The 23,119-nt window shown below is 74.7% G+C and carries 24 protein-coding genes; 11 read left to right on the top strand and 13 right to left on the bottom strand.

Features of this window, described 5'->3' with window-relative positions:
- Positions 1–33: 33 nt before the first annotated feature.
- Complete coding sequence (locus IF73_RS0114055) at positions 34–900, top strand: lysophospholipid acyltransferase family protein (protein WP_078868060.1); 867 nt, start codon at positions 34–36, stop codon at positions 898–900.
- Here the strand turns inward: IF73_RS0114055 and egtD are convergent.
- From egtD to egtA, 4 genes are read right to left on the bottom strand one after another with little or no spacing between them, the layout of a single operon-like run.
- Positions 795–1,760 (bottom strand): L-histidine N(alpha)-methyltransferase, encoded by a 966-nt coding sequence (gene egtD / locus IF73_RS0114060; RefSeq protein WP_031007381.1) that lies wholly within the window; start codon positions 1,758–1,760, stop codon positions 795–797. The two genes, IF73_RS0114055 and egtD, sit on opposite strands and share 106 nt — an antisense overlap.
- Positions 1,757–2,509: an ergothioneine biosynthesis protein EgtC gene (egtC, locus tag IF73_RS0114065; protein ID WP_031007385.1), complete on the bottom strand. Its 753-nt coding sequence runs from the start codon at positions 2,507–2,509 to the stop codon at positions 1,757–1,759. The genes egtD and egtC overlap by 4 nt, the downstream gene beginning before the upstream one ends.
- Positions 2,509–3,858, bottom strand: coding sequence for an ergothioneine biosynthesis protein EgtB (egtB, locus tag IF73_RS0114070; RefSeq protein WP_031007387.1), 1,350 nt, complete (start codon positions 3,856–3,858; stop codon positions 2,509–2,511). Before egtB ends, egtC begins: the two co-directional genes overlap by 1 nt.
- Positions 3,855–5,114 (bottom strand): ergothioneine biosynthesis glutamate--cysteine ligase EgtA, encoded by a 1,260-nt coding sequence (gene egtA, locus IF73_RS0114075; RefSeq protein WP_031007391.1) that lies wholly within the window; start codon positions 5,112–5,114, stop codon positions 3,855–3,857. Before egtA ends, egtB begins: the two co-directional genes overlap by 4 nt.
- A 220-nt stretch (positions 5,115–5,334) precedes the next feature.
- Between egtA and IF73_RS0114080 the strand changes: the two genes are divergently transcribed.
- Both IF73_RS0114080 and IF73_RS41430 read left to right on the top strand, forming a co-directional pair.
- Positions 5,335–6,165 (top strand): TIGR02452 family protein, encoded by an 831-nt coding sequence (locus tag IF73_RS0114080; RefSeq protein WP_031007393.1) that lies wholly within the window; start codon positions 5,335–5,337, stop codon positions 6,163–6,165.
- An 89-nt stretch (positions 6,166–6,254) separates the two neighbouring features.
- Positions 6,255–6,425: a hypothetical protein gene (locus IF73_RS41430; RefSeq protein WP_199806649.1), complete on the top strand. Its 171-nt coding sequence runs from the start codon at positions 6,255–6,257 to the stop codon at positions 6,423–6,425.
- Positions 6,426–6,512: 87 nt separating this feature from the next.
- On the opposite strand, the gene IF73_RS0114090 is transcribed toward IF73_RS41430, so the two are convergent.
- From IF73_RS0114090 to IF73_RS0114100, 3 genes are all read right to left on the bottom strand, one after another.
- On the bottom strand, positions 6,513–7,940 hold the full coding sequence (locus tag IF73_RS0114090; protein ID WP_031007395.1) for a flotillin family protein: 1,428 nt from the start codon (positions 7,938–7,940) through the stop codon (positions 6,513–6,515).
- 94 nt (positions 7,941–8,034) lie between these two features.
- The gene (locus tag IF73_RS0114095; RefSeq protein ID WP_037879187.1) at positions 8,035–8,238 is read right to left on the bottom strand and encodes a hypothetical protein; all 204 of its coding nucleotides are present in this window, start codon (positions 8,236–8,238) and stop codon (positions 8,035–8,037) included.
- 79 nt (positions 8,239–8,317) lie between these two features.
- Positions 8,318–9,583 (bottom strand): MFS transporter, encoded by a 1,266-nt coding sequence (locus IF73_RS0114100; protein ID WP_031007399.1) that lies wholly within the window; start codon positions 9,581–9,583, stop codon positions 8,318–8,320.
- A 156-nt stretch (positions 9,584–9,739) separates the two neighbouring features.
- Between IF73_RS0114100 and IF73_RS0114105 the strand changes: the two genes are divergently transcribed.
- From IF73_RS0114105 to IF73_RS0114115, 3 genes are all read left to right on the top strand, one after another.
- Positions 9,740–10,786, top strand: coding sequence for a LacI family DNA-binding transcriptional regulator (locus IF73_RS0114105; protein ID WP_031007401.1), 1,047 nt, complete (start codon positions 9,740–9,742; stop codon positions 10,784–10,786).
- A 17-nt stretch (positions 10,787–10,803) separates the two neighbouring features.
- Positions 10,804–11,073: a hypothetical protein gene (locus IF73_RS0114110; protein ID WP_031007403.1), complete on the top strand. Its 270-nt coding sequence runs from the start codon at positions 10,804–10,806 to the stop codon at positions 11,071–11,073.
- A 195-nt stretch (positions 11,074–11,268) separates the two neighbouring features.
- Positions 11,269–12,456, top strand: a complete 1,188-nt coding sequence (locus IF73_RS0114115; protein ID WP_031007406.1) for a thiolase family protein — start codon at positions 11,269–11,271, stop codon at positions 12,454–12,456.
- Between the two features lie 107 nt (positions 12,457–12,563).
- Here the strand turns inward: IF73_RS0114115 and trxA are convergent, their stop codons facing one another.
- A complete protein-coding gene (gene trxA / locus IF73_RS0114120) occupies positions 12,564–12,929 on the bottom strand; it encodes a thioredoxin (protein WP_031007408.1) in 366 nt (121 codons plus the stop codon).
- Positions 12,930–13,040: 111 nt separating this feature from the next.
- Between trxA and IF73_RS0114125 the strand changes: the two genes are divergently transcribed.
- Entirely contained in the window at positions 13,041–14,501 is a 1,461-nt protein-coding gene (locus tag IF73_RS0114125; protein WP_031007410.1) for a dihydrolipoyl dehydrogenase family protein, read from the top strand.
- Between the two features lie 37 nt (positions 14,502–14,538).
- The gene (locus IF73_RS37630; RefSeq protein ID WP_051716769.1) at positions 14,539–15,345 is read left to right on the top strand and encodes a hypothetical protein; all 807 of its coding nucleotides are present in this window, start codon (positions 14,539–14,541) and stop codon (positions 15,343–15,345) included.
- 11 nt (positions 15,346–15,356) lie between these two features.
- Here the strand turns inward: IF73_RS37630 and IF73_RS0114135 are convergent, their stop codons facing one another.
- Positions 15,357–15,914 carry a TetR/AcrR family transcriptional regulator gene (locus IF73_RS0114135; RefSeq protein WP_234338232.1) on the bottom strand — a complete coding sequence of 186 codons (558 nt, stop codon included), beginning with the start codon at positions 15,912–15,914 and terminating at the stop codon, positions 15,357–15,359.
- Between the two features lie 246 nt (positions 15,915–16,160).
- On the opposite strand from IF73_RS0114135, the gene IF73_RS0114140 reads away from it, so the two are divergent.
- Together IF73_RS0114140 and IF73_RS0114145 are read left to right on the top strand one after the other, a co-directional pair.
- Entirely contained in the window at positions 16,161–17,621 is a 1,461-nt protein-coding gene (locus IF73_RS0114140) for a purine-cytosine permease family protein (protein WP_051716771.1), read from the top strand.
- 61 nt (positions 17,622–17,682) lie between these two features.
- Positions 17,683–19,344: an amidohydrolase gene (locus tag IF73_RS0114145; RefSeq protein WP_031007418.1), complete on the top strand. Its 1,662-nt coding sequence runs from the start codon at positions 17,683–17,685 to the stop codon at positions 19,342–19,344.
- A 27-nt stretch (positions 19,345–19,371) separates the two neighbouring features.
- Here the strand turns inward: IF73_RS0114145 and IF73_RS0114150 are convergent, their stop codons facing one another.
- From IF73_RS0114150 to IF73_RS0114165, 4 genes are all read right to left on the bottom strand, one after another.
- Positions 19,372–20,247: a F510_1955 family glycosylhydrolase gene (locus IF73_RS0114150; protein ID WP_031007420.1), complete on the bottom strand. Its 876-nt coding sequence runs from the start codon at positions 20,245–20,247 to the stop codon at positions 19,372–19,374.
- A gap of 132 nt (positions 20,248–20,379) precedes the next feature.
- The gene (locus IF73_RS0114155; RefSeq protein WP_031007421.1) at positions 20,380–21,009 is read right to left on the bottom strand and encodes a DUF305 domain-containing protein; all 630 of its coding nucleotides are present in this window, start codon (positions 21,007–21,009) and stop codon (positions 20,380–20,382) included.
- A gap of 92 nt (positions 21,010–21,101) precedes the next feature.
- Entirely contained in the window at positions 21,102–21,563 is a 462-nt protein-coding gene (locus tag IF73_RS0114160) for a DUF6153 family protein (RefSeq protein ID WP_324616081.1), read from the bottom strand.
- A 25-nt stretch (positions 21,564–21,588) separates the two neighbouring features.
- The gene (locus IF73_RS0114165) at positions 21,589–21,933 is read right to left on the bottom strand and encodes a tetratricopeptide repeat protein (RefSeq protein WP_031007425.1); all 345 of its coding nucleotides are present in this window, start codon (positions 21,931–21,933) and stop codon (positions 21,589–21,591) included.
- A 159-nt stretch (positions 21,934–22,092) separates the two neighbouring features.
- On the opposite strand from IF73_RS0114165, the gene IF73_RS0114170 reads away from it, so the two are divergent.
- Entirely contained in the window at positions 22,093–23,058 is a 966-nt protein-coding gene (locus IF73_RS0114170) for a pirin family protein (protein WP_031007428.1), read from the top strand.
- Positions 23,059–23,119: the final 61 nt, after the last annotated feature.

The following is a 23,119-nucleotide window of genomic DNA, read 5'->3' on the forward strand; positions in this document are numbered from 1 at the left end:
GCCCCCGCCGCCTTCCGGCCCGCCCCCGCCCCGCTGGCCTGCGCCCGCCTGGCGGCCGGGCTCGCGACCGTCCTCCTCGGGGTGCTCCTCCTCCCGGCGGTGGGACCGCTGCCCACCGCGGGCAGACTCGCCCTCGTACGGCTCTGGGCGCGGACGGTCCTCCGCGCCTTCGGCGTCCGGCCGGCCGTCACCGGAGCCCCGCCGGCCGCCGGCCGGCCCGTCCTCGTGGTCGCCAACCACGTCTCCTGGCTGGACATCCCCCTCGTCGCCGCGGTCCTGCCCGGCCGGATGATCGCCAAGCGCGAGGTGCGCGACTGGCCGGTGCTGGGGGTGCTCGCGGCCCTCGGCGGCACCCTCTTCATCGACCGCGACGGGCTGCGCCGGCTGCCCGGCACCGTGCGCGAGGTCGCGGGGGCGCTGGCGGCGGGCGGCCGGGTGGCCGCCTTCCCGGAGGGCTCCACCTGGTGCGGCCGGGCCGGCGGGTGGTTCCGTCCGGCCCTCTTCCAGGCCGCGGTGGACACCGGATCCGATGTCCAGCCGGTACGGATCGACTACCGGCCGCGGGGGGCGGCGGCGTACGTGGGGGAGGACCCGCTGGGCGCGTCGCTGTGGCGGGTGGTGCGGACACCGGGACTGGCCGCCGAGATTCGGATACTGGACCCGATATCCGTGATCCAGTATCCAGAGCGCAGGCTCCTCGCCGCGGCGGCCCAGCGAGCCGTCCACCCCTCGGAGCCCGCCCGCCCGACCGCCGCCCCGCTCCCCGCCGTCCCCCGGCAGCCCGCCCCGCCCGGCTACCGGGCCGTCGCCAGCGACAGCGCGAACCGGCCCTCGTCGTCCGTCCACCACCGCGACAGCTCGAACCCGGCCTCCGCCAGCTCCGCCCGCACCCCCTCCTGACGGAACTTCGCCGACACCTCCGTCCGCAGCTCCTCACCCGCCTCGAACGGCACCACCAGATCGAGGTCCCGGATCTTCACGGTCAGCGCGTGCCGGGCCCGCAACCGCATCTCGATCCACTCCTGCTCCCGGTCCCACCGGGCCACGTGGTCGAAGTCGGCCGGATCCGCGTCCGCGCCCAGCTCCCGGTCGATCACGGCCAGCACGTTCTTGTTGAACTCCGCCGTCACCCCGGCCGCGTCGTCGTACGCGGCCACCAGGGTCGACTCGTCCTTCACCAGGTCCGTGCCGAGCAGGAAGCCGTCACCCGGCGCCGTCATCGACCGGACCGAACGCAGGAACGCCCGCCGCTCGTCCGGCAGCAGATTGCCGATCGTCCCGCCCAGGAACGCCACCAGCCGCGGCCCGGGCGTCTGCGGCAGCGTCATCCCCTGGGTGAAGTCGGCGACCAGCGCGTGCACCCGCAGCTCCGGCCGCTCCGCCAGCAGCGCCTCCGCGGCCCCCGTCAGCGCCGACTCGCTCACGTCCACCGGCACGTAAGCGGCCAGACCCGGCCGCAGCGCGTCGATCAGGAACCGGGTCTTCTCCGACGACCCCGACCCCAGCTCCACCAGCGTCCGGGCGCCGGTCGCCGCCGCGACCTCCGCCGCCCGCGCGATCAGGATCTCCCGCTCCGCCCGCGTCGGGTAGTACTCGGGCAGCCGGGTGATCTCGTCGAACAGCTCACTGCCCCGCGCGTCGTAGAACCACTTCGGCGGCAGCTCCTTCGGCGAGCGGGTCAGCCCCTTCAGCACGTCGGCGCGCAGATCGGCGGCGGCGGCGTCCGGGGCGAGGGTGCGGGTCAGCTGGAACGTGCTCACGCGGCGAACTCCTTGAGCGGGGTGAGGACGACATCGGCCCGGGAGGCGGTGACGAGCGTGTGCTCGGGCACCTCCCGCCAGCCAGGATCGTCGTCGTACGGTTCGGAGGCCACGACCACCCGGCCGGGACCGGAAAGACACCACAGGCTGTTGCCCCAGGTCGTCGCCGACAGCTGGTCGCCGTCGGTGAGCAGCAGGTTCAGCCGCGCCTCCGGAGCGGCCTCGGCCGCCGCCAGGACCGTCCCGGCGAGCGCGTCACCGGGCGGCTGACCGGCCCGCAGCCGGTGCAGCACCAGCGCCCACAGCAGCGCCGAGTCGGTCCGCGCCTCCAGTTCGAGCAGCTCGGCCGCCGGCAGACCCGCGGCCAGCGGTGTCAGAGCCCCCGGCCAGCCCGGTACGGCTCCGTTGTGGCTGAAGAGCCACGGCCCGGAACCGAACGGCGCCGCCGCGGCCTCCCCGTCCGCGCCCGGCAGCGTCGCCCCCCGCACCGCGCCGAGCAGCGCCCCGCTCCGTACCACCCGGGCGAGGTCCGCGAAGGAGAGGTCGCCCCAGATCGGGCCGGTGCGCCGGTACCGGGCCGGGACCGGGTCCCCGTCCGCGTACCAGCCGACGCCGAAGCCGTCCGCGTTCACCACCCCGCTGGTCTGCGTGCGCGGCGCCCACGCCTGGTACACCAGCGCGTGCGGCGGCCGGACCAGGAGGTCGCCGAGCGCCACCGGATCGCCGAGGTAGGCGAGGTGACGGCACATCAGTCCAGCTCCGCGGAGCGGGCGGTGCGGAAGCCGGCGAAGATCTGCCGCCGCACCGGATAGTCCCAGTTGCGGAAGGTGCCCCGGCAGGCCACCGCGTCGACCGCGAAGGAACCGCCGCGCAGCACCTTGTACTCCGGGCCGAAGAACACCTCCGAGTACTCCTTGTACGGGAAGGCGCGGAAGCCCGGGTACGGCAGGAAGTCGCTCGCCGTCCACTCCCACACGTCGCCGATCAGCTGCCGCACCCCGAGCGGCGAGGCGCCCGCCGGATAGCTCCCCGCCCGCGCGGGCCGCAGATGCCGCTGGCCCAGATTGGCGTGGTCCGGGCCCGGATCGGCGTCGCCCCACGGGTAGCGGCGGGACCTGCCGGTCACCGGGTCGTGCCGGGCCGCCTTCTCCCACTCCGCCTCCGTCGGCAGCCGCCGGCCCGCCCAGCGCGCGTAGGCGTCCGCCTCGTACCAGCTGACGTGGACGACGGGCTCGTCCTCCGGCACCGGCTCGGTCACCCCGAACCGGCGGCGCAGCCACTGCCCGGCCTCCTGTCGCCAGAACAGCGGGGCCACGACGCCGTGTTCACGGACCTGAGCCCAGCCGTCCGGATGCCACCACCGGCGGTCGGTGTAGCCGCCGTCCGCCATGAAGGCCAGATAGGCGCCGTTGGTGACCGGCACGGTGTCGATGTGGAAGGCGGCCACGGTACGGGTGTGCGCGGGGCGCTCGTTGTCGAGCGCCCACGGCTCGTCCGAGGTGCCCATCGTGAACGGCCCGCCGGGCACCAGGACCTCCGCCGGCAGCGGGCCCGAGGGATGGACCGGCGGCGGGGGAGCGGTCAGCGCCACCGGCCCCCGCCGCAGCTGATGGGTGATCAGCATGGTCTCGTCGTGCTGCTGTTCGTGCTGGGCGATCATCCCGAAGGCGAAGCCGGCGTCGAGCAGCGGACGTCCCTCCATCCGGGCCCCGGCCAGCACGTCGAGGACCCGGGTCCGCACGTCGGCGGCGTACGCCCGGGCCTCCGCGGGCGACAGCAGGGGCAGCGAGGGGCGCTCGGAGCGCGGATGGGCGAAGGCGTCGTACAGCGAGTCGATCTCGGGCCGCAGCGCCTCCCGGCCCGCAACCTCCCGCCACAGCCACTGCTCCTCCTGGTTCCCGATGTGCGCCAGGTCCCAGACCAGCGGCGACATCAACGGTGAGTGCTGGGCGGTGAGTTCACCGTCCTCCACGCTGTCGGTGAGGAGCCGGGTGCGGTCCCGGGCCGTGGTGAGCGCGGCCAGCGCGCGGGTCCGCAGCGACTCCGCGTCCGGCACCGTGCCCGTGCCGTGCGTACCGGTGTCGGTCGTTCCGGTCATGACGTCATCACCTGGAGTTCGTCGGCCGGGCAGCCCCCGGGTTCCACGTACCGTTCCTGGAAGGCGTCCACGGCCCGCCGCACCCGCTCGCTCGCGCCGATCCGGCGCAGGGCGGGCCGGGCCGCCGCGAAGGCGTCGAGGGCGACCGCGTGCAGCACCGGATCGGCGAGCCCGTCGCGGGCCGCCCGCCGCCAGAGCGGGTTGCGGGGCGCGGGTTCCGCACCGGACAGCGCCGCCAGCGGGCGTACCGCCCGGTACACCGCCTCGGCCGCCTCCGGGTCCTCGAAGACCGCCGTCGTCAGCGCCACCGGCACCATCCAGCCGTCCGGGCCCGGCTGCGCGTCGATCATCCGCAGCTCCAGATGGCCGCGCGGCCGGACCGGCGGGAACAGCGTCGTCAGGTGGTAGCGCAGGTCGTCGGCGTCGGCCGGCCGAGGCAGCCCGGTCCGCAGCCACTCCCGGAAGGTCAGCCCCTCCGGCACCAGCCAGGGGCCCTCCTCCGCGCGGACGCAGAGCACCGGCGTGTCCAGGACGTGCGCGGTCCACTCGGCGCGCGGCTCGCCGTCCGTCGGCGGCGCGAGGCTCCGCCGCGGGTCGAGGTCAGCCCAGAGCGACTGCCGGGTGGAACGCCAGCCGGTGCGGCGCCCGCCGTGCTGCGGGGAGTTGGCGAAGACCGCCACCAGCACCGCGCCGAACAGGTGCGCCAGCTCCCAGCGGCGCAGATAGCCCAGCGGGCCCGGCTCGTCGAGGCCGGCGTCCAGGCAGACCTGGACCGAGGCCGACTCGCACATCATGGCGCGGCCCGCCGGTCCCGTCCGGGCGAGCGCGGTCTCCATCGCGTCGTACCGCGGCTCGCGCAGCACCCGCTCGCGCGGCGCGTGCCAGGGGTCGACGCCGTAGCCGCTCAGCGTCAGGCCGAGCGGACCCAGCGCCGACCGCACCGCCGCCAGGTCGGAGGCGAGCGAGTCCAGGCATTCCATCAGGGAACCGGCCGGTCGCGAGCTGAGCTCCAGCTGACCGCCGGGTTCGAAGGTGAGCGCCGACACCAGCGGCAGGGACCGCACGGCGTCGAGCGCGGTCGCCAGCCGGGGCGGACGCACCGGCTCGCGCGGGTCGCGCAGGTCGTGGACGAGCCATTCCAGCTCCGCCCCCACGGTCCGGGGCGGGCCGGTCTTGAAACAGATACAGCGCAGCAGGTCCTCCGCCGCCTCCTCGGTGAGGGGCGGGCCGCCGCGCGGGGTGCCGCTGGGCGCCATCCGTGCACCTCCAGGTGCTGGTCGCGGAACCGTTCGGGAAGCCGCTGCCTTCCACCTAAAGGCACCGCCGGGCGGCGTGCAAGAGCGCCTCAGCGCCCCCACGCGCGCCTCCTGTGCCCCCGAACGTCCGTAAAGCGCCGCTCGGGCCGGGGCATGGGCGGGGCACGGGCCAGGGGAAAACCGTTTGTCCTGGTCGCGCGGGAACGATCATCCTGCGGGCATGAGTGCACGACTGCGCGAGATCGCGCGGCAGACCGAGGCGATCGTCGCCGCCGGCTCCTACACCGCCCCCGACGGGCGGACCGTCTCCCTCCACGAGGACCTCGCGGCCGCCCTGGCCGGAACACGTCTCTACGGGCCCGAGCCCGTCCCCGTCACCCCCGGCACCGACCGCCCGGGCCGGATCGAGGTGACCGGCGAGAGCAGCCTCGCCGCCGCCCGCCGGATGACCGACGCCGACCCCGGCCGCCCGGTCGCCGTCCTGAACTTCGCCTCCGCCCGCAACCCCGGCGGCGGCTACCTCAACGGGGCCCAGGCCCAGGAGGAGGCGCTCTGCCGCGCCTCCGCCCTCCACGCCACCCTGCTCCGCGCCCCCGCCTACTACGAGCACCACCGCGGGGACAAGGACACCTTCTACACCGACCGGGTGATCCACTCGCCCCGGGTGCCCGTCTTCCGCGACGACCGGGGCACCCTGCTCGCCACCCCCTTCACGGTCGGCTTCCTGACCTCGCCCGCGCCGAACGCCGGCGTCGTCCGCCGCCGGAACCCGGGGCAGGCCCACCGGCTGCCCGAGGCGCTGGCCTCCCGCGCCGAGCGGGTCCTGGAGACGGCCGCCGCCGAGGGGTACCGCCGGATCGTCCTCGGCGCCTGGGGCTGCGGCGTCTTCCAGAACGACCCCGCCGACGTGGCGGGCGCCTTCAGGGCGCTGCTGACCGGTGACGGACGGTTCGCCGGCCATTTCGACGAGATCGTCTTCGCCGTCCTGGACCGCGCCTCCGGAACACCGACGCTGGCCGCGTTCCGCCGCGCCCTGGAGCCTTCCGTGTGATGCGTCCCGCCATGCGTACCTCGTACCCCCGTGCGAGCCTGTAGGGACACGGATTCGCGTCCGAGAGCCGTCGCACGGGAGGCACGATCGTGGGCAAGAAACAGACCCGGGTCAACAAGGGCGCCCGGACGGGCGGTCACGAGCACCGCGAGACCTCGTCCGCCAAGGAGAAGGGCGGAAGCCGGGCCGCGGCCGAGCCGCCGCGATCCGTCATCGAGACGCCGTCCCACCGCAGAGAGCGGAAGTTCGGGCACAACTGACCACGGGGGAGACGGACACGGCGGGGATACGGGACGGGGCCCGGCGCCTTCGCGGCACCGGGCCCCCTCCTTCGCGCGTCCGGGGTGTCACGCGTCGTCGCCGACGGTGATCTCCACGGTCGTCACCTCCCCCTCGCCGTCCCGGGCGGCCGGCACCGCCGCGGTGGCCGCCGCCCCGCCGGTGCCGTTCGGCCCCATGTCGGCCAGGAGCCGGCGGGCCAGGCCGAGGCCGGTCCCGCCCATGGTCAGGGCCTTGGCGAACATGTCGGCCATGCCGTCGGCGCCGTTCAGCAGGACCATCTGGTCCACGTTGCCGAAGGCGGACGCGCCCGCCTCGACGATCTCCGGCCACTTCTCGGCCAGCTGCTGGGCGACCACGGCCTCCTGGTTCTCCGCGAGCGCCGCCGCCCGCGCCTTGATCGCCTCCGCCTCGGCCAGACCCCTGGCCCGGGCGGCCTCGGCCACCGCGAGCCCCTTGGCGTGCGTCGCGGCGGCCTCGGCCTCGCCGGTGACCCGGGTGGCCGTCGCCGCGGCGGCGCTGGCCAGCTCGGTCTCCCGCGCCTTGGCCTGGGCGGCCGAGATCCGGGCGTCGCGCTCGGCCTCGGCGAGCGTCCGCGTCTCGTACGCCATCGCGTCGGCGGGCTTGCGGACGTCCGCCTGGAGCTGCTGCTCCTTGCGGTGCGCCTCCAGCTCGGCGACCCGGGTCTCCTGGACGACGACCTCCTGGCGGGAGGCGGCCTCGGCGAGCGGGCCCGCCTGCCGGGCCCGGGCACTGGCCTGGTCCCGCTCGGCCTGGTAGCCGGCCTGGAGGATCTCGCTGTCGCGGGTGGCCTCCGACATCCGGGCGGCCGCCTGCTGCTCGGCCTCGGTCGCCCGCCGGTTGGCCTCCGCCTGCGCGATGCGGGCGTCGCGCTGGACGGCGGCCGCGTGCGGGGCGGCGAGGTTCCTGATGTAGCCGGTCGGGTCCTCGATCTCGTGGATCTGCAGCGAGTCGACGATCAGACCGAGCTTCTCCATCTCCGTGCCACAGGCCGAACGGGCCTGCCCGGTCAGCTTCTCCCGGTCACGGATCATGTCCTCGACGGTCAACCCGCCCACGATGGCGCGGAGATGACCGGCGAAGACGATGTGCACCCGCTCGCTCATCAGCTTCTGCTGGTCGAGGAAGCGGCGGGCCGCGTTGGCGATCGACACGAAGTCGTCGCCCACCTTGAAGATCACCACACCGCGGACCTTGAGCGGAATGCCCTGGTGGGTGACGCACTCGACCTGCAACTGGGTCTCGTTGAGGTCCAGCGACAGCTTCCGCACCGCCTGGACGCCGGGCACCACCAGGGTGCCGCGTCCGGTCACGATGCGGAATCCCATCCCCTCGCCGAGGCCCTCGTTCTTGTGGTTGGAACCGGAGATGATGAGCGCCTCGTTGGGTTCCGCGACACGCCACATCATCTTGAACAGGACGATCAGGACGGCGAGCGAGCCGACGACGGCGCCCGCCAGAATGCCGATGCCCATGGGCAGGGTCCCCCTTCACCGGAGCCGTGCGGATCCGGTGAGGGGAGTGTGCGCCCGGGAGGGACGCGGCTCAACCGCCGTGCCGTACGTCGTGTCAGACGTCGTACACGGTTGTGACGTAGACGGTGCGCGGAGGGAGGTGTTCCACGACGGTGACGAGGGTGCCGACCTCGATCCGCTGCTTCGGCGAGGCGGCGTAGGCGAGGAAGTGCTCGGCTCCGCCGCGGATCCGGAGGATCACCTCGCCGACGAGCCCGGGGCCGACGGTCCCGGTCACCCGGCCGAGCAGTCCCACCATCGAGCTGTCCATCGACTCGTCCATGCCCGAACGGTACGTCAGAACCCGTGGCTCCGGAGGGGGGTGCGCGTCCGGGTGATCAGCGGACCGAGCGGATCGGCCGCACCGCGAGGGCGCCCAGGACCGACAGGACGGCCGCGACGAGGAACAGCGGCGTGTAGCCGCCGCCGATCGAGACCACCGCGGAGGCGACGAACGGCGCCACGATCTGCGGCCCGGCGTTGGCGATGTTCAGGACGCCCATGTCGCGCGCCGCGTCCTCCGCCTTCGGCAGGACCATCGTCACCAGGGCCGTGTCCACCGCCATGTAGCAGCCGAAACCGAGGCCGTTGACGACCGAGAAGGCGAGCATCGCCGTCCAGCTGGTGGAGACCGCCGGGACCAGCAGGGCGACCGCGGCGAGCGCGGCCGAGGCGCCGACGAAGAGCTTGCGGCGGTCGAAGCGGTCCGACAGCCAGCCGCCGAGGACCGTGGAGACCACCATGGCCACGGAGTTCACCGGCATGAGGATGGCGACGGCCTCCTCGGCCGAGAGCCCGGCCGGCAGCTCGGTGTGGTCCTTGAGGATGTACAGCTGGAAGCCGGCCACCGCGAAGTAGCCGAGGACCAGCAGGGCGCGGCCGATGAACGCCCAGCGGAAGTCGTGGTCCCTGAGGGCGCTGCCGAAGGCGGCGATCTGCGCCTTGACCGGCATGGGCGCCCTGGCCGGCATCCGCTCCTCGCGGGCGAGCGAGGTGAAGACGACCGAGGTGACGGCGACGACGGCGCCGAAGACCAGGTAGCCCGTCCGGAAGTCGTCGGAGAAGGCCGCACCGACCAGCGCGCCGACGGTGGAGCCGATCGGCAGGCCGAGGCCCACCGCCGCCGACGCCTTGCCCCGCGAGGCGAGCGGCACCCGGTCGGGCACCACGGAGGTGATGGCCGCCTGGTAGACGTTCATCACGGCCTGCCCCAGACACCAGGCGATGGTGACCAGCAGGATGGTGTCCACGCTGCCGAGCAGCAGCATCACCGGCACGGCGAGCAGACCGCCGGCCAGGATCCACGGGTTGCGGCGCCCCGAGCGGTCGGAGAGCGCGCCGGCGACCGGGTTGAAGACCGTGGCGAAGATCGCGGATATGCCGGAGACGAGGCCGAAGTTCGCCACCTTCGAGGCCGGGTCGATGGCCTCGATCTGGAGCGCGAGCAGCAGCCCGGGCACGCCGATGTAGAGCGCGTACATCGCGGTGTTGCCGAGGAGGAGCAGCGGGAGCAGGCCGCGGGTGGGGCGGGCGGCGGGGGAGTCGGGGCCGGCGGTGGCGGCGGAGCCCGTACCGGCTCCGGTCCCGCGGGAGGAAAGGGCCACGTTGCCCTCCAGGGGAGAACGCCCGGTGAGGGGGCGGTAAGCGGATGATTTCGGGGTAGTGACACGTGTCAGTGACGCGTGTCAGCATTGTGTAGCACTCAAATCCGGCCATCCGCCAGACCCTGCGCCGGATTGTTCTGGAAAGATGCCGAAGCGATGAGTCAGTCGATCGAACAGCCTGCCGACGGCCCTCCGGGCCGCACTCCCGTCCGTGCCGTGCCGACCAGCGCGGACGTGGCGCGCCTCGCCGGCGTCTCCCGGGCCACCGTCAGCTACGTCCTGAACAACACCTCGGCCGTCCGCATCAGCGAACCGACCCGCGAACGGGTCCGCGAGGCGGCCCGCGAGCTGGGCTACGTCCCCCACGCGGCCGCCCGCACGCTGCGTGCCGGCCACAGCCGGATGGTGCTCCTGCCCACCGCGCACGTGCCCGTCGGCCCGCTCTACAGCCGCTTCCACAACGACCTCCAGTGGGCCCTGCGCCGCCTGGACTACACCGTCGTCCAGTACGGCAGCGTCGGCCTCGCCCCCGAGGACGCCGCCCGCGCCTGGGCCGAACTGCGCCCCGCCGCCGTCGTCTCGACCGGAGAGGTGGAGGTGACGCCCGAGGCCGTGGAGATCCTCAAGCGCTCCGGCGTCAAGGCCGTCATCACCGTCGGCACCCGGCCGTCCGACGGCACCCACTCCCTCGTCCTGGACCAGCCGCGCGTCGGCGCGGCCGCCGTCGAGCACCTGATCGCGACCGGCCGCCGCCGGATCGGCGTCATCGTGCCCGAGGAGCCGGGCCTCGGGATGTTCTCCGGACCGCGCCTGGAAGGCGCCCGCCGCGCCGCCGAGGCCGCCGGCGCCACCGTCGTGCCGCTGCCCCTCGCGTACACCGAGGAGTCCGCGGAGGAGCTCGCCGGGCGCTGGCCCCGCCTCGGCCTCGACGCCGTCTTCGCCTACAACGACGAGTACGCCATGCTCCTGATGCGCGCCCTCCAGGACGCCGGCACCACCGTGCCCGAGGAGACCGCCGTCGTCGGCGCCGACGACCTCCTCCTCGGCCGCCTGCTGCGCCCCCGCCTGAGCACCGTCCGGATCGACATGATGCTCGGGCGCGAGCTGGCCGAGCTGGTCGACAACGCCGTGAACGGCGTCGCCGGCGCCACGGACGCCCGCTCCCTCCTGGACTCGCGGGTCGTCCGGCGGGAGTCCAGCTGACGGCTTAGCGTCGGGACATGAGCACTCACCCGAACCGTTACGAGATCCTCCTGGTGCCCGCCCACGTCCAGGACCGGGGCGGAGCGAGCGTCGCCGACAGCGCGGTCCGGTCCGCCGTGGTGGAGCGCACCGGCCGCCACGGCGAGTCCGGGTACCCGATCTACGAGGGCCACGGCATGGTCGCCGACATCGACCCGGAGACCGGCACGGTGGAGGCCCTCCTGGTGGACGGCCGCGAACTGGACTACGGCCTGGTGGCGCTGGTGCGGGACGCGACGACGGGGTGACGGGGCCCGTCAGCGGGTCCGCCGCGCGCTGGGCGGGGGCACCGCCCGCACCCCGCGGCCCGCGCCGGCCGGCCCGGGCCTCGGGGTGCCGTTGACAGGGCGGACCGGGAGGCCCAGACTCTGCGCGCGCACCAGCGCGAAACTTCTTTCACCAGGCGAACAGAGTCGTTCCGCCGGTCACCCGGGAGAGATCCGATGAGCATCCGCGACGTGTACATCGTCGACGCCGTCCGCACCCCGATCGGGAAGTTCGGCGGCGGCCTCGCCTCCGTACGGCCGGACGACCTCGCCGCCCATGTCGTCAAGGCCCTCGTCGACCGCACCCCCGGCCTGGACCCGGCCCGTATCGACGACGTCTACTTCGGCGACGCCAACGGCGCCGGCGAGGACAACCGCGACGTGGCCCGCATGGCCGTCCTGCTCGCCGGACTGCCGGCCGGCGTCCCCGGCGTCACCGTCAACCGGCTCTGCGGCTCCGGCCTGGAGGCCGTCATCCAGGCCGCCCGCGCGATCGCCCTCGGCGACGCCTCCGTGGCGATCGCCGGCGGCGTCGAGTCCATGTCCCGCGCCCCCTGGGTCCTCCAGAAGCCCGAGCGCGCCTTCCCCGCCGGCCACCAGCAGCTCCACTCGACCACCCTCGGCTGGCGCATGACCAACCCCCGGATGCCCGCCGAGTGGACGGTATCCCTCGGCGAGGGCGCCGAGCTCGTCGCCGACCGGCACGGCATCGGCCGCGACCGCCAGGACGCCTTCGCCCTCGACAGCCACCGCAAGGCCGCCGAGGCGTGGGCCAAGGGCCTGTACGACGGCGAGGTCGTCCCGTACCCCGGCGCGGAGCTCGACCGCGACGAGTGCGTCCGCGAGAACACCTCCCTGGAGGCGCTCGGCCGCCTCAAGCCCGCCTTCCGGCCCGACGGCGGCACCGTCACCGCCGGCAACGCCTCCCCGCTCAACGACGGCGCCGCCGCCCTCCTCCTCGTCGACGAGGACGGCCTCCGCGAGACCGGCCGCGAGCCGCTCGCCCGCGTCCGCACCTCCGCCGTCACCGGCATCGAGCCCCAGCTCTTCGGCCTCGGCCCGGTCGAGGCCGTCCGCCGCGCCCTGACCAGGTCCGGCCGCTCCTTCGCCGACCTCACGACCTTCGAGCTCAACGAGGCGTTCGCCGCCCAGGCCCTCGGCTGCCTCGCCGAGTGGCCGGAACTCGACCCCGCCGTCGTCAACCCGCGCGGCGGCGCCATCGCCCTCGGCCACCCGCTCGGCGCCTCCGGCGCCCGCCTCGCCGGCTCCGTCGCCCACCAGCTCGCCGCGGCCGGCTCCGGCACGGGCCTCGCGGCCCTCTGCATCGGCGTCGGCCAGGGCCTGGCGCTGGTCCTGGAGCGCTGACACGCCCTCCGCGCACACACGCCCTCCGCGCACACACGCCCTCCCGCACAGACGGAAGGAGCCCCCGCCGGAGCGGGGGCTCTCTCACCGTACGGGGCGCTTCCGCGTCACTCCGCCTGCTGCGCGGCGACCGACTTGCGGACCTCGTCCATGTCCAGCCGCCGGGCCTGCCCGATGACGTCCTCCAGGGCGGCCTCCGGCAGCGCGCCCGGCTGCGCGAAGATCGCCACCTTCTCCCGGACGATCATCAGGGTCGGGATCGAGCGGATCTCGAAGGCGGCGGCCAGCTCCTGCTGCGCCTCCGTGTCGACCTTGGCGAAGACCAGGTCCTGGTGGCGCTCGGACGCCGCCTCGTAGACCGGGCCGAACTGACGGCACGGACCGCACCAGGAAGCCCAGAAATCGATCAGGACGAAGTCGTTCCCGCTCACGACCTCGTCGAAGTTGTCCTTGGTGAGCTCGATGGTGCTCATGCCGCCGCCTTTCCGTCTCCGATGGTGCCCTTACGGTCCCCTGGGGACTCGTCCCGCACAACGGACCTTCGCGCCGTGCTATTCCGGCCTCCACCGACCAGACTGGTCCGCATGACGCGAACGGTGGAGAACGAGCACGAGTACGACGTGGTGGTCCTCGGGGCGGGACCGGTCGGCGAGAACGTGGTCGACCGGGTGAGGGCCGCCGGTCTGACCGCCGCGATCGTGGAGGCCGAACTCCTCGGCGGCGAATGCTCCTACTGGGCCTGCATGCCCAGCAAGGCCCTGCTCCGGCCGGTCCTCGCCCGCTCCGACGCCCGCAAGGTCCCCGGACTGCGCGAGGCGGTCTACGGGCCGCTGGACGCCCTGGACGTCTTCGCCCACCGGGACGAGACCGTCGGGCACTGGAAGGACGACGGGCAGGTCGACTGGCTGGACTCGATCGGCGTACCCGTCTACCGCGGGCACGGGCGCGTGCGGGGGCCCCGCCGGGTCGCCGTCGACGGCCCCGAGGGCGAGCACCACGTCCTGACCGCCCGGCACGCCGTCGCCGTCTGCATCGGCAGCCGCGCCGTCCTGCCCCCGCTGCCCGGGCTCACCGGCGCCCGCCCCTGGACCAGCCGCGAGGCGACCAGCGCCGACCGGGTCCCCGGACGCCTGGTCGTCGTCGGCGGCGGTGTCGTCGGCGTCGAGATGGCCACCGCCTGGCACGCCCTCGGCTCCCACGTCACCATGCTCGTCCGCGGCGACCGGCTGCTCCCGCGGATGGAGCCCTTCGTCGGCGAGCGGGTCGCGGAGGCCCTGCGGGCCCGCGGCGCCGACGTGCGCACCGGAGTCTCGGTCGAGGCGGTCGTCCGCGACGGCGGCACCGGCCCGGTCACGGTGGTCCTGGAGGGCGGCGAGACCGTCGAGGGCGACGAGGTCCTCTTCGCCACCGGCCGCGCCCCCCGCACCGACGACATCGGCCTGGAGACCGTCGGCCTGGAACCCGGCTCCTGGCTCGACGTCGACGACAGCCTCCGCGTCACCGGCACCGACTGGCTCTACGCGGTCGGGGACGTCAACCACCGCGCGCTCCTGACCCACCAGGGCAAGTACCAGGCGCGGATCGCGGGCGCCGCCATCGCCGCCCGCGCGGACGGCGGCGGCGGGTCCGAGGACCCCGCGCCCTGGGGCCCGCACGCCGCCACCGCCGACCACGCCGCCGTCCCCCAGGTGGTCTTCTGCGACCCCGAGGCGGCCGCCGTCGGCCTCAGCCTCGCCGAGGCCGAACGCGCCGGTCACCGGGTCCGCGCGGTCGACGTCGACATGAGCTCGGTCGCCGGCGCCGGCCTCTACGCCCACGGCTACCGCGGCGCGGCGCGCCTCGTCGTGGACCTCGAGCGCGAGGTCCTCCTCGGCGCCACCTTCGTCGGCCCCGCCGTCGGCGAGCTGCTCCACGCCGCCACCGTGGCCGTCACCGCCGAGGTGCCCGTCTCCCGCCTGTGGCACGCCGTCCCCTCGTACCCCACGCTCAGCGAGGTCTGGCTGCGGCTCCTGGAGGCGTACCGGGACGGCGCCGACCCGGCGTGAGCCCGAGCGCGAGCGCCGCACCAGCCGGGTGGAGCCCGTGAGTCCCGAGGAGCGCGCCAACGCCTACGACGCCGTCTGCGCCCGCTGCGGCGGTCCGGTACCGGCGGGCGTCGGCGTGCTCCGGCACGGCGCCCGGGGCTGGGACGTGTACCACCGTGACCACGCACCCGCGCCGGGGCCCCCGCCGGCCGGTGACCATCCGGGCTGGCACCGGCGGCGGCTGCTCTCCCTGGATATCGGATCCACCGGGAACCGTCCGGAGCGGGACCGGATCACGGCGGCGGCGGTGCGGGGGAGCGACGGGGTGGCGCGGGATTGGGTCTTGGATCTCGGATCCAAGACCCAGGAGACCGGATCCGATGTCCCGCTCGCCCCACCCGCCCAAGCCCTCGAGGAGCTCGCCACCCTCCTCGCCGCCCACCTCGCGAGCCGTGAACTCCTCGTCGTCTGGTACGCCCCCCACGTCCTGACGACCCTCCACGCCGAGCTCCTCCGCCACGGTCTCGCCCCGCTCGCCGGCCGTCTCCCGGAGGGCGTGGTCGCCCCGGTCTGCGATCCGCTGGTCCTCGACCGGCACGCGGACCGGTACCGGCCCGGCGGGCGGTCGCTCTCCGCCGTCGCCGCGTGGTACGGCGTGGCGCACGAGCGGCCGGGCGACCCGGCGGCGGACGCGCGGGCGGCGCTGGGGGTGGCGGTCGCGGTGGCCGCCGCGTACCCGGCGGTCGCGCGGCTCTCCCGGCCGGCTCTCCACACCGAGCAGGTCCTCTGGTACGCGGAGCAGACGGAGCGTCATCCCGACGCGCCCGCCTGGCCGTTCGAGGAGGTCATGCCTGTCGACGAGTGACAGGGCGGGCGTCAGGCGCGCGGGACCAGCAGGGCCGCCGCGGCGCGGGCGGCCTGCAGGGCGGGGCGGGGGTCGGGGGCGGAGTCCTGGCCGAGGACGACGCGGGTGCTCAGCCCGTCGAGGAGCGCGAGGAGTTCGGAGGCGCGGGCGGTCGCGTCGAGCGGCGCGAAGCGGCCACGGGCCGCACCGGTGGCGAGCAGCGACTCCAGGTCGCGCTGCCAGTCGGCGTCCAGCTCCCGCTGGGCCTCGCGGAGTTCGGGGTTGCCGGGGGTCCTGGCCCAGAGCTCGATCCACAGCGTCCAGCGCGGGTCGCGCGGGCCCCGCGGAAGGTAGAGCCGCAGGAAGTCGTCGAGCTTCCGCTCGGCGGTGGTCCGCCGGGCGAGCAGGGCCCGGCGCTCGTCGGCGAGCGCGGCCTCGCTCCAGCGCAGCGCGGCGAGCAGCAGCCGGTCCTTGGAGCCGAAGTAGTACAGGATGTGGCCGCCGCTGGTGCCGAGCCGTTCGGCCAGCGCCGACATGGTGAGGGAGGCGAGGCCGTCCTCGGCGATCGCCGCCATGGCCTCCTCCAGCATCCGTTCCTGCGTGACGTGTCCGTCGCGCCGTCGCGCCGCCCCTGCCACCGTCGCCCTGCCCCGTTCCCTCGCCCGGCCCGTCCTCGTACGCCCACGACCTTAACCGGATCGCGGTCGGGGTCTTGACGTGGCCGGAACCTGTCACTCATCTTGAATGCCGTTCAAGAACTTAGAACGTCATTCAAGATCCGGCCCGACGGCCGGTCCACGAGAGATCCAGGCAGGGGTTCAGGCATGGGTTCAGGCATGCGAAGAGAGGAGCGCGGGGTGCTCGACGACCAGCCGGCGGCCACGACCGCCACCACCGGTACCACCGCCACGACGACCGCGACCGTCACCAAGGACGAGGTCTTCCAGGTCGAGGAACACGGCATCGACCCCATCCCCGACGCCGAGCGCCACGGCAGCGCCAAGGACGTCTTCTGGGTCTGGTTCGGCTCGAACCTCACCTTCACCTACGTCATCAACGGCGCCCTCGCCGTCGCCTTCGGCCTCTCCTTCTGGCAGGCCACCGCCGTCGTCGTCATCGGCGGCCTGGCCTTCCTCGCCATCGGCGCCGCCGGCCTCGGCGGCGTCCGCACCGGCACCGCCACCCTGGTGCTCTCCCGCGCCGCCTTCGGCCCCCGCGGCAACCGCCCCGCCGGCGCGCTCAACTGGGTCGTCAGCATCGGCTACACCATCGTCAACACCGTCGTCGGCACCCTCGCCCTCGAAGCGTTCCTGGCCGCCCTCGGCTGGACCGGCGGGGCCGCGCCGCGTGCCCTGGCGCTCGCCGTCACCCTCGCCCTGACCTTCGCGATCTCCTTCTGGGGCCACGCCACCGTCCAGTTCGCCGAGCGCTGGATGGCGTACGTCCTCGCCGCCGGCTTCGGCGTCCTCGTCGTCCTCCTCGTGCCCGGCGCCGACACCTCGGCCCCCGCGACCGGGCCCGGCGCCGCCGGCTGGAGCCTCGCCTTCGTGGTGATGCTCGCCGGCCCGTTCTCGTACCTCCCGATGCCCGCCGACTACACCCGCTACCTGCCCCGCACCACCAGCCTGCGCGCGGTCACCGTCAGCGGCGCACTCGGCGGCTTCGTCTCCTCGGTCGCCCTCGGCGTCGCCGGCGTCGCCGCCGCCACGCGGACCGACATGACCGACGCGGTGGCCGGTGCCGAGAGCCTGCTGCCCGGCTGGTTCCGGCCGGTCTTCCTCGCCCTCGTCCTCGGCGGCTCCGTCACCAACTCGGTCATCACCCTCTACTCCTCCGGCCTCAACCTCCAGGTCCTCGGCATCCCCTGGAGCCGCGCCCGCGCCCTCGTCGTCAGCGCCGCCGTCACCGCCGCCGGCTCCCTCGGCGCCCTCTTCCTCACCGACTTCACCACCTCCCTCCTCTCCTTCCTCTCCCTCCTGATCATCGTCTTCGCCCCCTGGGGCGGCGTCTTCCTCGCCGACATGGTGCTGCGCCGCTGCCGGTACGACGCCGACGCCCTCCACCGCACCGGCCCCGGCGGCGCCTACTGGTACCGCGCCGGCTGGCATCCGGCCGGTGCCGCCGCCCTGCTCGCCGGCGGTCTCTTCGCCGCCCTCACCTGCGACTCCGCGCTCTGGACCGGCCCGCTCGTCGCCCCGCTCGGCGGCGCCGACCTCACCCTGCTCGGCGCGCCCGTCGCCGCGCTCGTGTACGTCCTCCTGGCCCGCCGCACCGCCGTCCCGCACCCGGCCGCCTGACCGGGCGCGACCCGTCCCGGACCGCCGCCACCCCACCCGTACGACAAGGAACGCACCCCGCATGAACGGCACCGCCCCCGCCCCCGCCGACCTGCTCGTCACCGGCGCCCGCATCCACACCGTCGATCCCGCGCTTCCGGAGGCGGAGGCGATGGCCGTACGGGACGGGCGGATCGTCTGGATCGGCGCCGACGCCGACGCGGCCGCCTGGACCGGTCCCGGCACCCGCGTCCTCGACGCCGCCGGACGGCTCGTCCTGCCCGGCTTCGTCGACGCCCACAACCACGTCCGGCTCGGCTCCGACGACGCCTGCGTGCAGCTCGCCGGCGCCCGCACCCTCGACGAGATCCACGCGCGCGTGCGGGCCTGGCACACCGCCCACCCCGACGCCGCCTGGATCGAGGCCGAGGCGTTCGACTACTCCGCGATCCCCGGCGGCCGCATGCCGACCGCCGCCGACCTCGACCCCGCCACCGGCGACACCCCCGCCCTCGTCCTCAGCTACGACGTCCACACCGCCTGGCTCAACACCGCCGCCCTGCGCGTCCTCGGGGTCGACCGCGACCACACCGACCTCCCCTTCGGCAGCGCGGTCACCGACCCCGCCACCGGCGAACCGACCGGCTTCGTCAAGGACTTCGCCGTCAAGGGCCTCTCCCGCGACGGCCACCGCGCCCTGCGCGCCCTCGGCGTCCCCTGGGCCTCGCCCGACCGCCAGTACGGCCGCCTGGCGAAGAGCCTCGACGACGCCGTCCGCTTCGGCATCACCACCGTCGTCGAACCGCAGAACTCCCTCGACGACCTCGCCCTCTTCACGCGCGCGCGTGCCGAGGGCCGGCTCCGCTCCCGGATCGTCGCCGCCCTCTTCCATCCGCGCGGCACCACCGACGCCGACCTCGACGCCTTCGAGGCGGCGGCCCGGGAGCACGCCGACGACCGCTTCCGGGTCGGCCCGCTGAAGCTGTACATCGACGACGTCGTCGAACCCCGCACCGCCGCCCTCCTGGAGCCGTACGCGGGCTGCGCCCACCACCGGGGCGACACCTTCTACCCGCCCGAGGAGTTCGCCGCCCTGCTCGCCCGCCTCGACGCCCGCGGCTTCCAGTGCTTCGTGCACGCCACCGGCGACCGCGGCATCCGGACCGTGCTCGACGCCGTCGCCCACGCGCGCGTGGCCAACGGCCCGCGCGACGCCCGCCACCAGGTCGTCCACGTCGAGTGCCTCGACCCCGCCGACACCCCGCGCTTCGCCGCGCTCGGCGTCGTCGCCTGCATGCAGCCCCGGCACGCCGCCCCCGACATCGCCGGCCCCGGCCAGGACTGGGCGGAGAACGTCGGCCCCGAGCGCTGGCACAAGGCGTGGCCCCTCCGCGACCTGCGGGACGCCGGCGCCGTGCTGGCCCTCTCCAGCGACTGGAACGTCGCGGAGATGGACCCCATGGTCGGCATCCACGCCGCCGTCACCCGCCGCCCGCTCGCCGGCGGCGAGCCCTGGACGGAGGAGCAGGCCCTCACCGTCGCCGAGGCCGTCGAGGGCTACACGATGGGCTCCGCCTACGCCAACTTCCTGGAGCACGAGCGGGGCTCGCTCACGGTGGGCAAGCTCGCCGACTTCGTGGTCCTCTCCCGGGACATCCTGCGCATCGCCCCGGAGGACATCCCGGGCACGGTCGCGGAGACGGTCGTCGTCGGCGGCGAGGTCGTCGTGCCCGCCGCCGGGTGACCGGGAGGGCGTCCCGGCTCCGCGCGCTCAGTGCCCGTCGGAGCCGGACGCCACCTCCATGCGGCGCACGAACGAGCGACCCGCGTCCCCGGACTCGTACACCCCGTCCCGCGTGGCCACGAGCAGCCGTCGCCCGTCGACGGCGGTCAGCGCCTGCGGCCGCCCTCCGGGCACGGTGCCGATCCGGGTCCAGGCGGTGCCGCCGTCCCCGGAACGGAAGAGGGCCCCGTCCGGTGAGACGCCGTAGAGGGCGTCCGCCGCGCCCCAGGAGACGTACGCGAGGACCTGCCCGGTCGCCGGCGCGAAGGTCCTGCCGCCGTCGGTGCTGCGGGCGACGCCGGTCTCGGTGGTGGCGAGCACGGTGTCCGGCGCGGCCGGCGAGACGGCGATGTCGAGCGCGCGGAGATCGGCCCGGTCCTCCCACGTCTTCAGGTCGTGGGTGACCCGGAGCCGGCCGTCGGTGCTGTCGTAGCCGTAGACCGGCCCGCCGGGCGCGGTGTCGAGGGAGTGGAAGTCGACCTCGCCGCCGAGGGACTGCTCCGTCCAGGTGCGGCCGGTGTCGGCGGAGGCGATCAGACCGAGGTTCGAGGGGCCGCCGCTGCCGGGCGCCGGGTGGCCGCCGGCGAGGAAGGTGCCGTCGGGCGCGACGGTGAAGCCCATGAAGTCGTCGCGGCGGTCGCCGACCAGGACGGGGGCGCCGCCCGGGCCGGGGGAGTGGATCCCCTCGTGCGTGGCGACGTACAGGGTGCCCCGGTGGAGGCCGAGCCCGTGGATGTGGGAGAGCGCGGAGGCCGGTTCCGTGCCGGTGTCGGCGGGCCGGGAGCAGGCGGTCAGGGCGAGTGAGAGGGAGAGGAGGGCCGCGGCGGAGACGGCGGCGGCCCGGGGAAGGCGCTGCGTGGTCATGCGTTCTTTCCAAGGAGGGAGAGGGGGGCGTCCGGGCGCGGCCGAGGGGCCCGCCCCGGTCTCCCGGGGCGGGCTCGGCGGATCACGCCGCGGACGTCAGGTCGCGGACCGGAGGCCGGCCCGGCCGTGCCGTCAGAGCCGGTCGAGGATCGTCCGCAGCTCGGCGATCTCGGCGGTCTGGGCCCGGACGACCTCGCCGGCCAGGGCCTTCGCCTCGGCGTTGGCGCCGTTCTGCTGCTCGTCCTTCGCCATCTCCACCGCTCCCTCGTGGTGGGCGATCATCAACTCGGCGAAGGCGCGGTCGAAGTTCCCGCCCTTGGCGGCGGCGAGGTTCTTCATGTCCTGCTCGGACATCATCCCGGCCATCGCGTGGCCCGTCCCGGCGGACTCGGGCTTCCCCCAGCCCTTCAGCCACGCCTTCATCTTCTGGATCTCGGGGTCCTGGGCCTTCTCGACGGCGGCGACGATCTTCCTGACGCCGTCGTCCTCGGCGCGCCCGTCGGCGAGCTTCGCCATCTCCAGGGCCTGCTCGTGGTGGGGGATCATCATCTGCGCGAACATCACGTCCGCGTCGTTGAAGGCCCCGGAGGCCGACGGGGCGGCGGAGGACGCGGCCGGGGCGGTGGCCGAGGCGGTCGCGCCGCCGTGGTCCATCCCGCTCATGGCGGCGTCGTCGCCGCAGGCGGCCAGGAGCAGGGCGGTGGCCGTGACGGCGCCGGCCAGGCCGAGGGTGCGGGTGGTGCGGTTCAGGAGAGTACGCATGGTGATACCTCGTGTGCTGTACGTACGGTCATGGGCTCATACCGGTGGTGCCGCGGGGCGTCGCGAAGCGACCCGCGGCGCGGGGGTACGGCCTAGATCCGCAGGACCGACAGCCGGGCGAGGTCGGGCGGGCGGCGCGGCGGGGCGTGCGGCCGGAGGGCGGGCGCGAGCCGCGCCAGGAGGAGGACGAGCCAGTCGGGGCGGCGGCCGAGCGCGGCCCGGACGAGACCGGCGAGCAGCCAGGCGCCCAGGACGGCCACGCAGAGCGTGGTCATGTCCATCCCGGAACCGGGTGCGTGCCCCTCGTCCTGAGAGGAGGACCCATGGGCGCCGGCGCCCGCACCGGCGTCCGCCGCGTGGGCCCCGCCGCCATCGACAGCCGCGGTGGCCGCGTGGGAGGACGACGTCCCCTCGGGATGTCCCACGGAGTGCATCATGAACACCCCGAGCGCGAGCACGACGACGAGCAGGAGGTGCGCGAGGGCACCTCCCGCTCGTGCGCCGTGGCGCGGCCGGGGTGTGGGCATGATCAGGACCTCCAGGGTCCCGACCATACCGTGCCGGGGTATCAGATCCGCGTCAGGACGGCAGCTCGCCGCTCATCGCCGCGGCCATCCGCAGATGCGGGGCGGCCTCGTCCGCGCGGCCCTGGCGCTCCAGCGTGCGGCCGAGCATCAGCCGCGCGTAGTGCTCCACGGGGTCGCGCTCCAGGACGGCCCGCAGCTCGGTCTCGGCGAGCCGCAGCTGGGCGGAGTGGTAGTAGGCGCGGGCGAGCAGCAGCCGCTGGGCCGTCTGGTCCGGGTGCTCGGCGACGAGGCCGCGCAGGATGCGGACGGCGGTCTGGTACTCCTTCGCGTCGAAGAACAGCCGCGCGCGATCCCAGCGGTCCGCGGCCGTTCCGAACTCGTAGTACGTGTCGCTCACTTGCTCTCCCTGTTCCGGGGTGCCCGATCTGCCACCCTGGGGGGTGGCACGCCCTCGTCAACACCGAAGAGTAGTTGAACATTCCACCATCGGACTCCGGTGGATCCCGCATCGGATCCCCCATCGGATCTCCCCCCACCCGAGAGGTGTCGATCCCCCATGAGCAATCTCGACCGCAAGGCCGAGCTCGCGGTGTGCGGTGGCCGCGGCTTCGTCGTCGCCGAGCCCGTACGCGAACTCCTCAGCCCCCGTCACGTCCAGCTCGGCGAGTCGACGGAGGTACGGCGGCTGCTGCCGAACCTCGGCCGGCGGATGGTCGGCGCCTGGGCCTTCGTCGACCACTACGGCCCCGACGACATCGCGGACGCCCCCGGCATGCAGGTCCCGCCCCACCCCCACATGGGCCTCCAGACCGTCAGCTGGCTGCACGAGGGCGAGGTCCTGCACCGGGACTCGACCGGCAGCCTCCAGACGATCCGGCCCCGCGAGCTGGGCCTGATGACCTCGGGCCGGGCGATCTCCCACTCCGAGGAGAGCCCCCGCTCGCACGCCCGCCTCCTGCACGGCGCCCAGCTCTGGGTGGCACTCCCCGACGCCCACCGGCACGTCGAGCCGCACTTCCAGCACCACAGCGACCTGCCCCGGGTCACCGCGCCCGGCCTCACCGCCACCGTGATCCTCGGCTCCCTCGACGGCGCGGCGTCGCCGGGCACCACGTACACCCCGATCGTCGGCGCCGACCTCGCGCTCGCCGCCGGCGCCGAGACGGAGCTCCCGCTCGACCCGGACTTCGAGTACGCCGTCCTCGCCATGTCCGGCGAGGCCCACGTCGACGGCGTCCCCGTCCTCCCCGGCTCCATGCTCTACCTCGGCTGCGGCCGCACCGCCCTCCCGCTCCGCGCGGTCTCCGACGCGGGCCTGATGCTCCTCGGCGGCGAACCCTTCGAGGAGGAGATCGTCATGTGGTGGAACTTCATCGGCCGCACCGACGACGAGATCCGCAAGGCGCGGCAGGACTGGGCGGCCGGCGACCGCTTCGGCGAGGTGAGGGGGTACGACGGCGCCCGGCTGGACGCCCCGGAGGTTCCGCCGGCCCGGCTGAAGGCCCGCGGCAGGCGGCGCTGACCCGGGATCTCCTCCCGGAGCCGCGAGAAGGGCGGGGCCGCCACGGCCGGGCCGGCCACGG

Origin of the sequence: Streptomyces sp. NRRL F-5727 (assembly GCF_000719555.1) — a bacterium.
GTDB lineage: Bacteria > Actinomycetota > Actinomycetes > Streptomycetales > Streptomycetaceae > Streptomyces.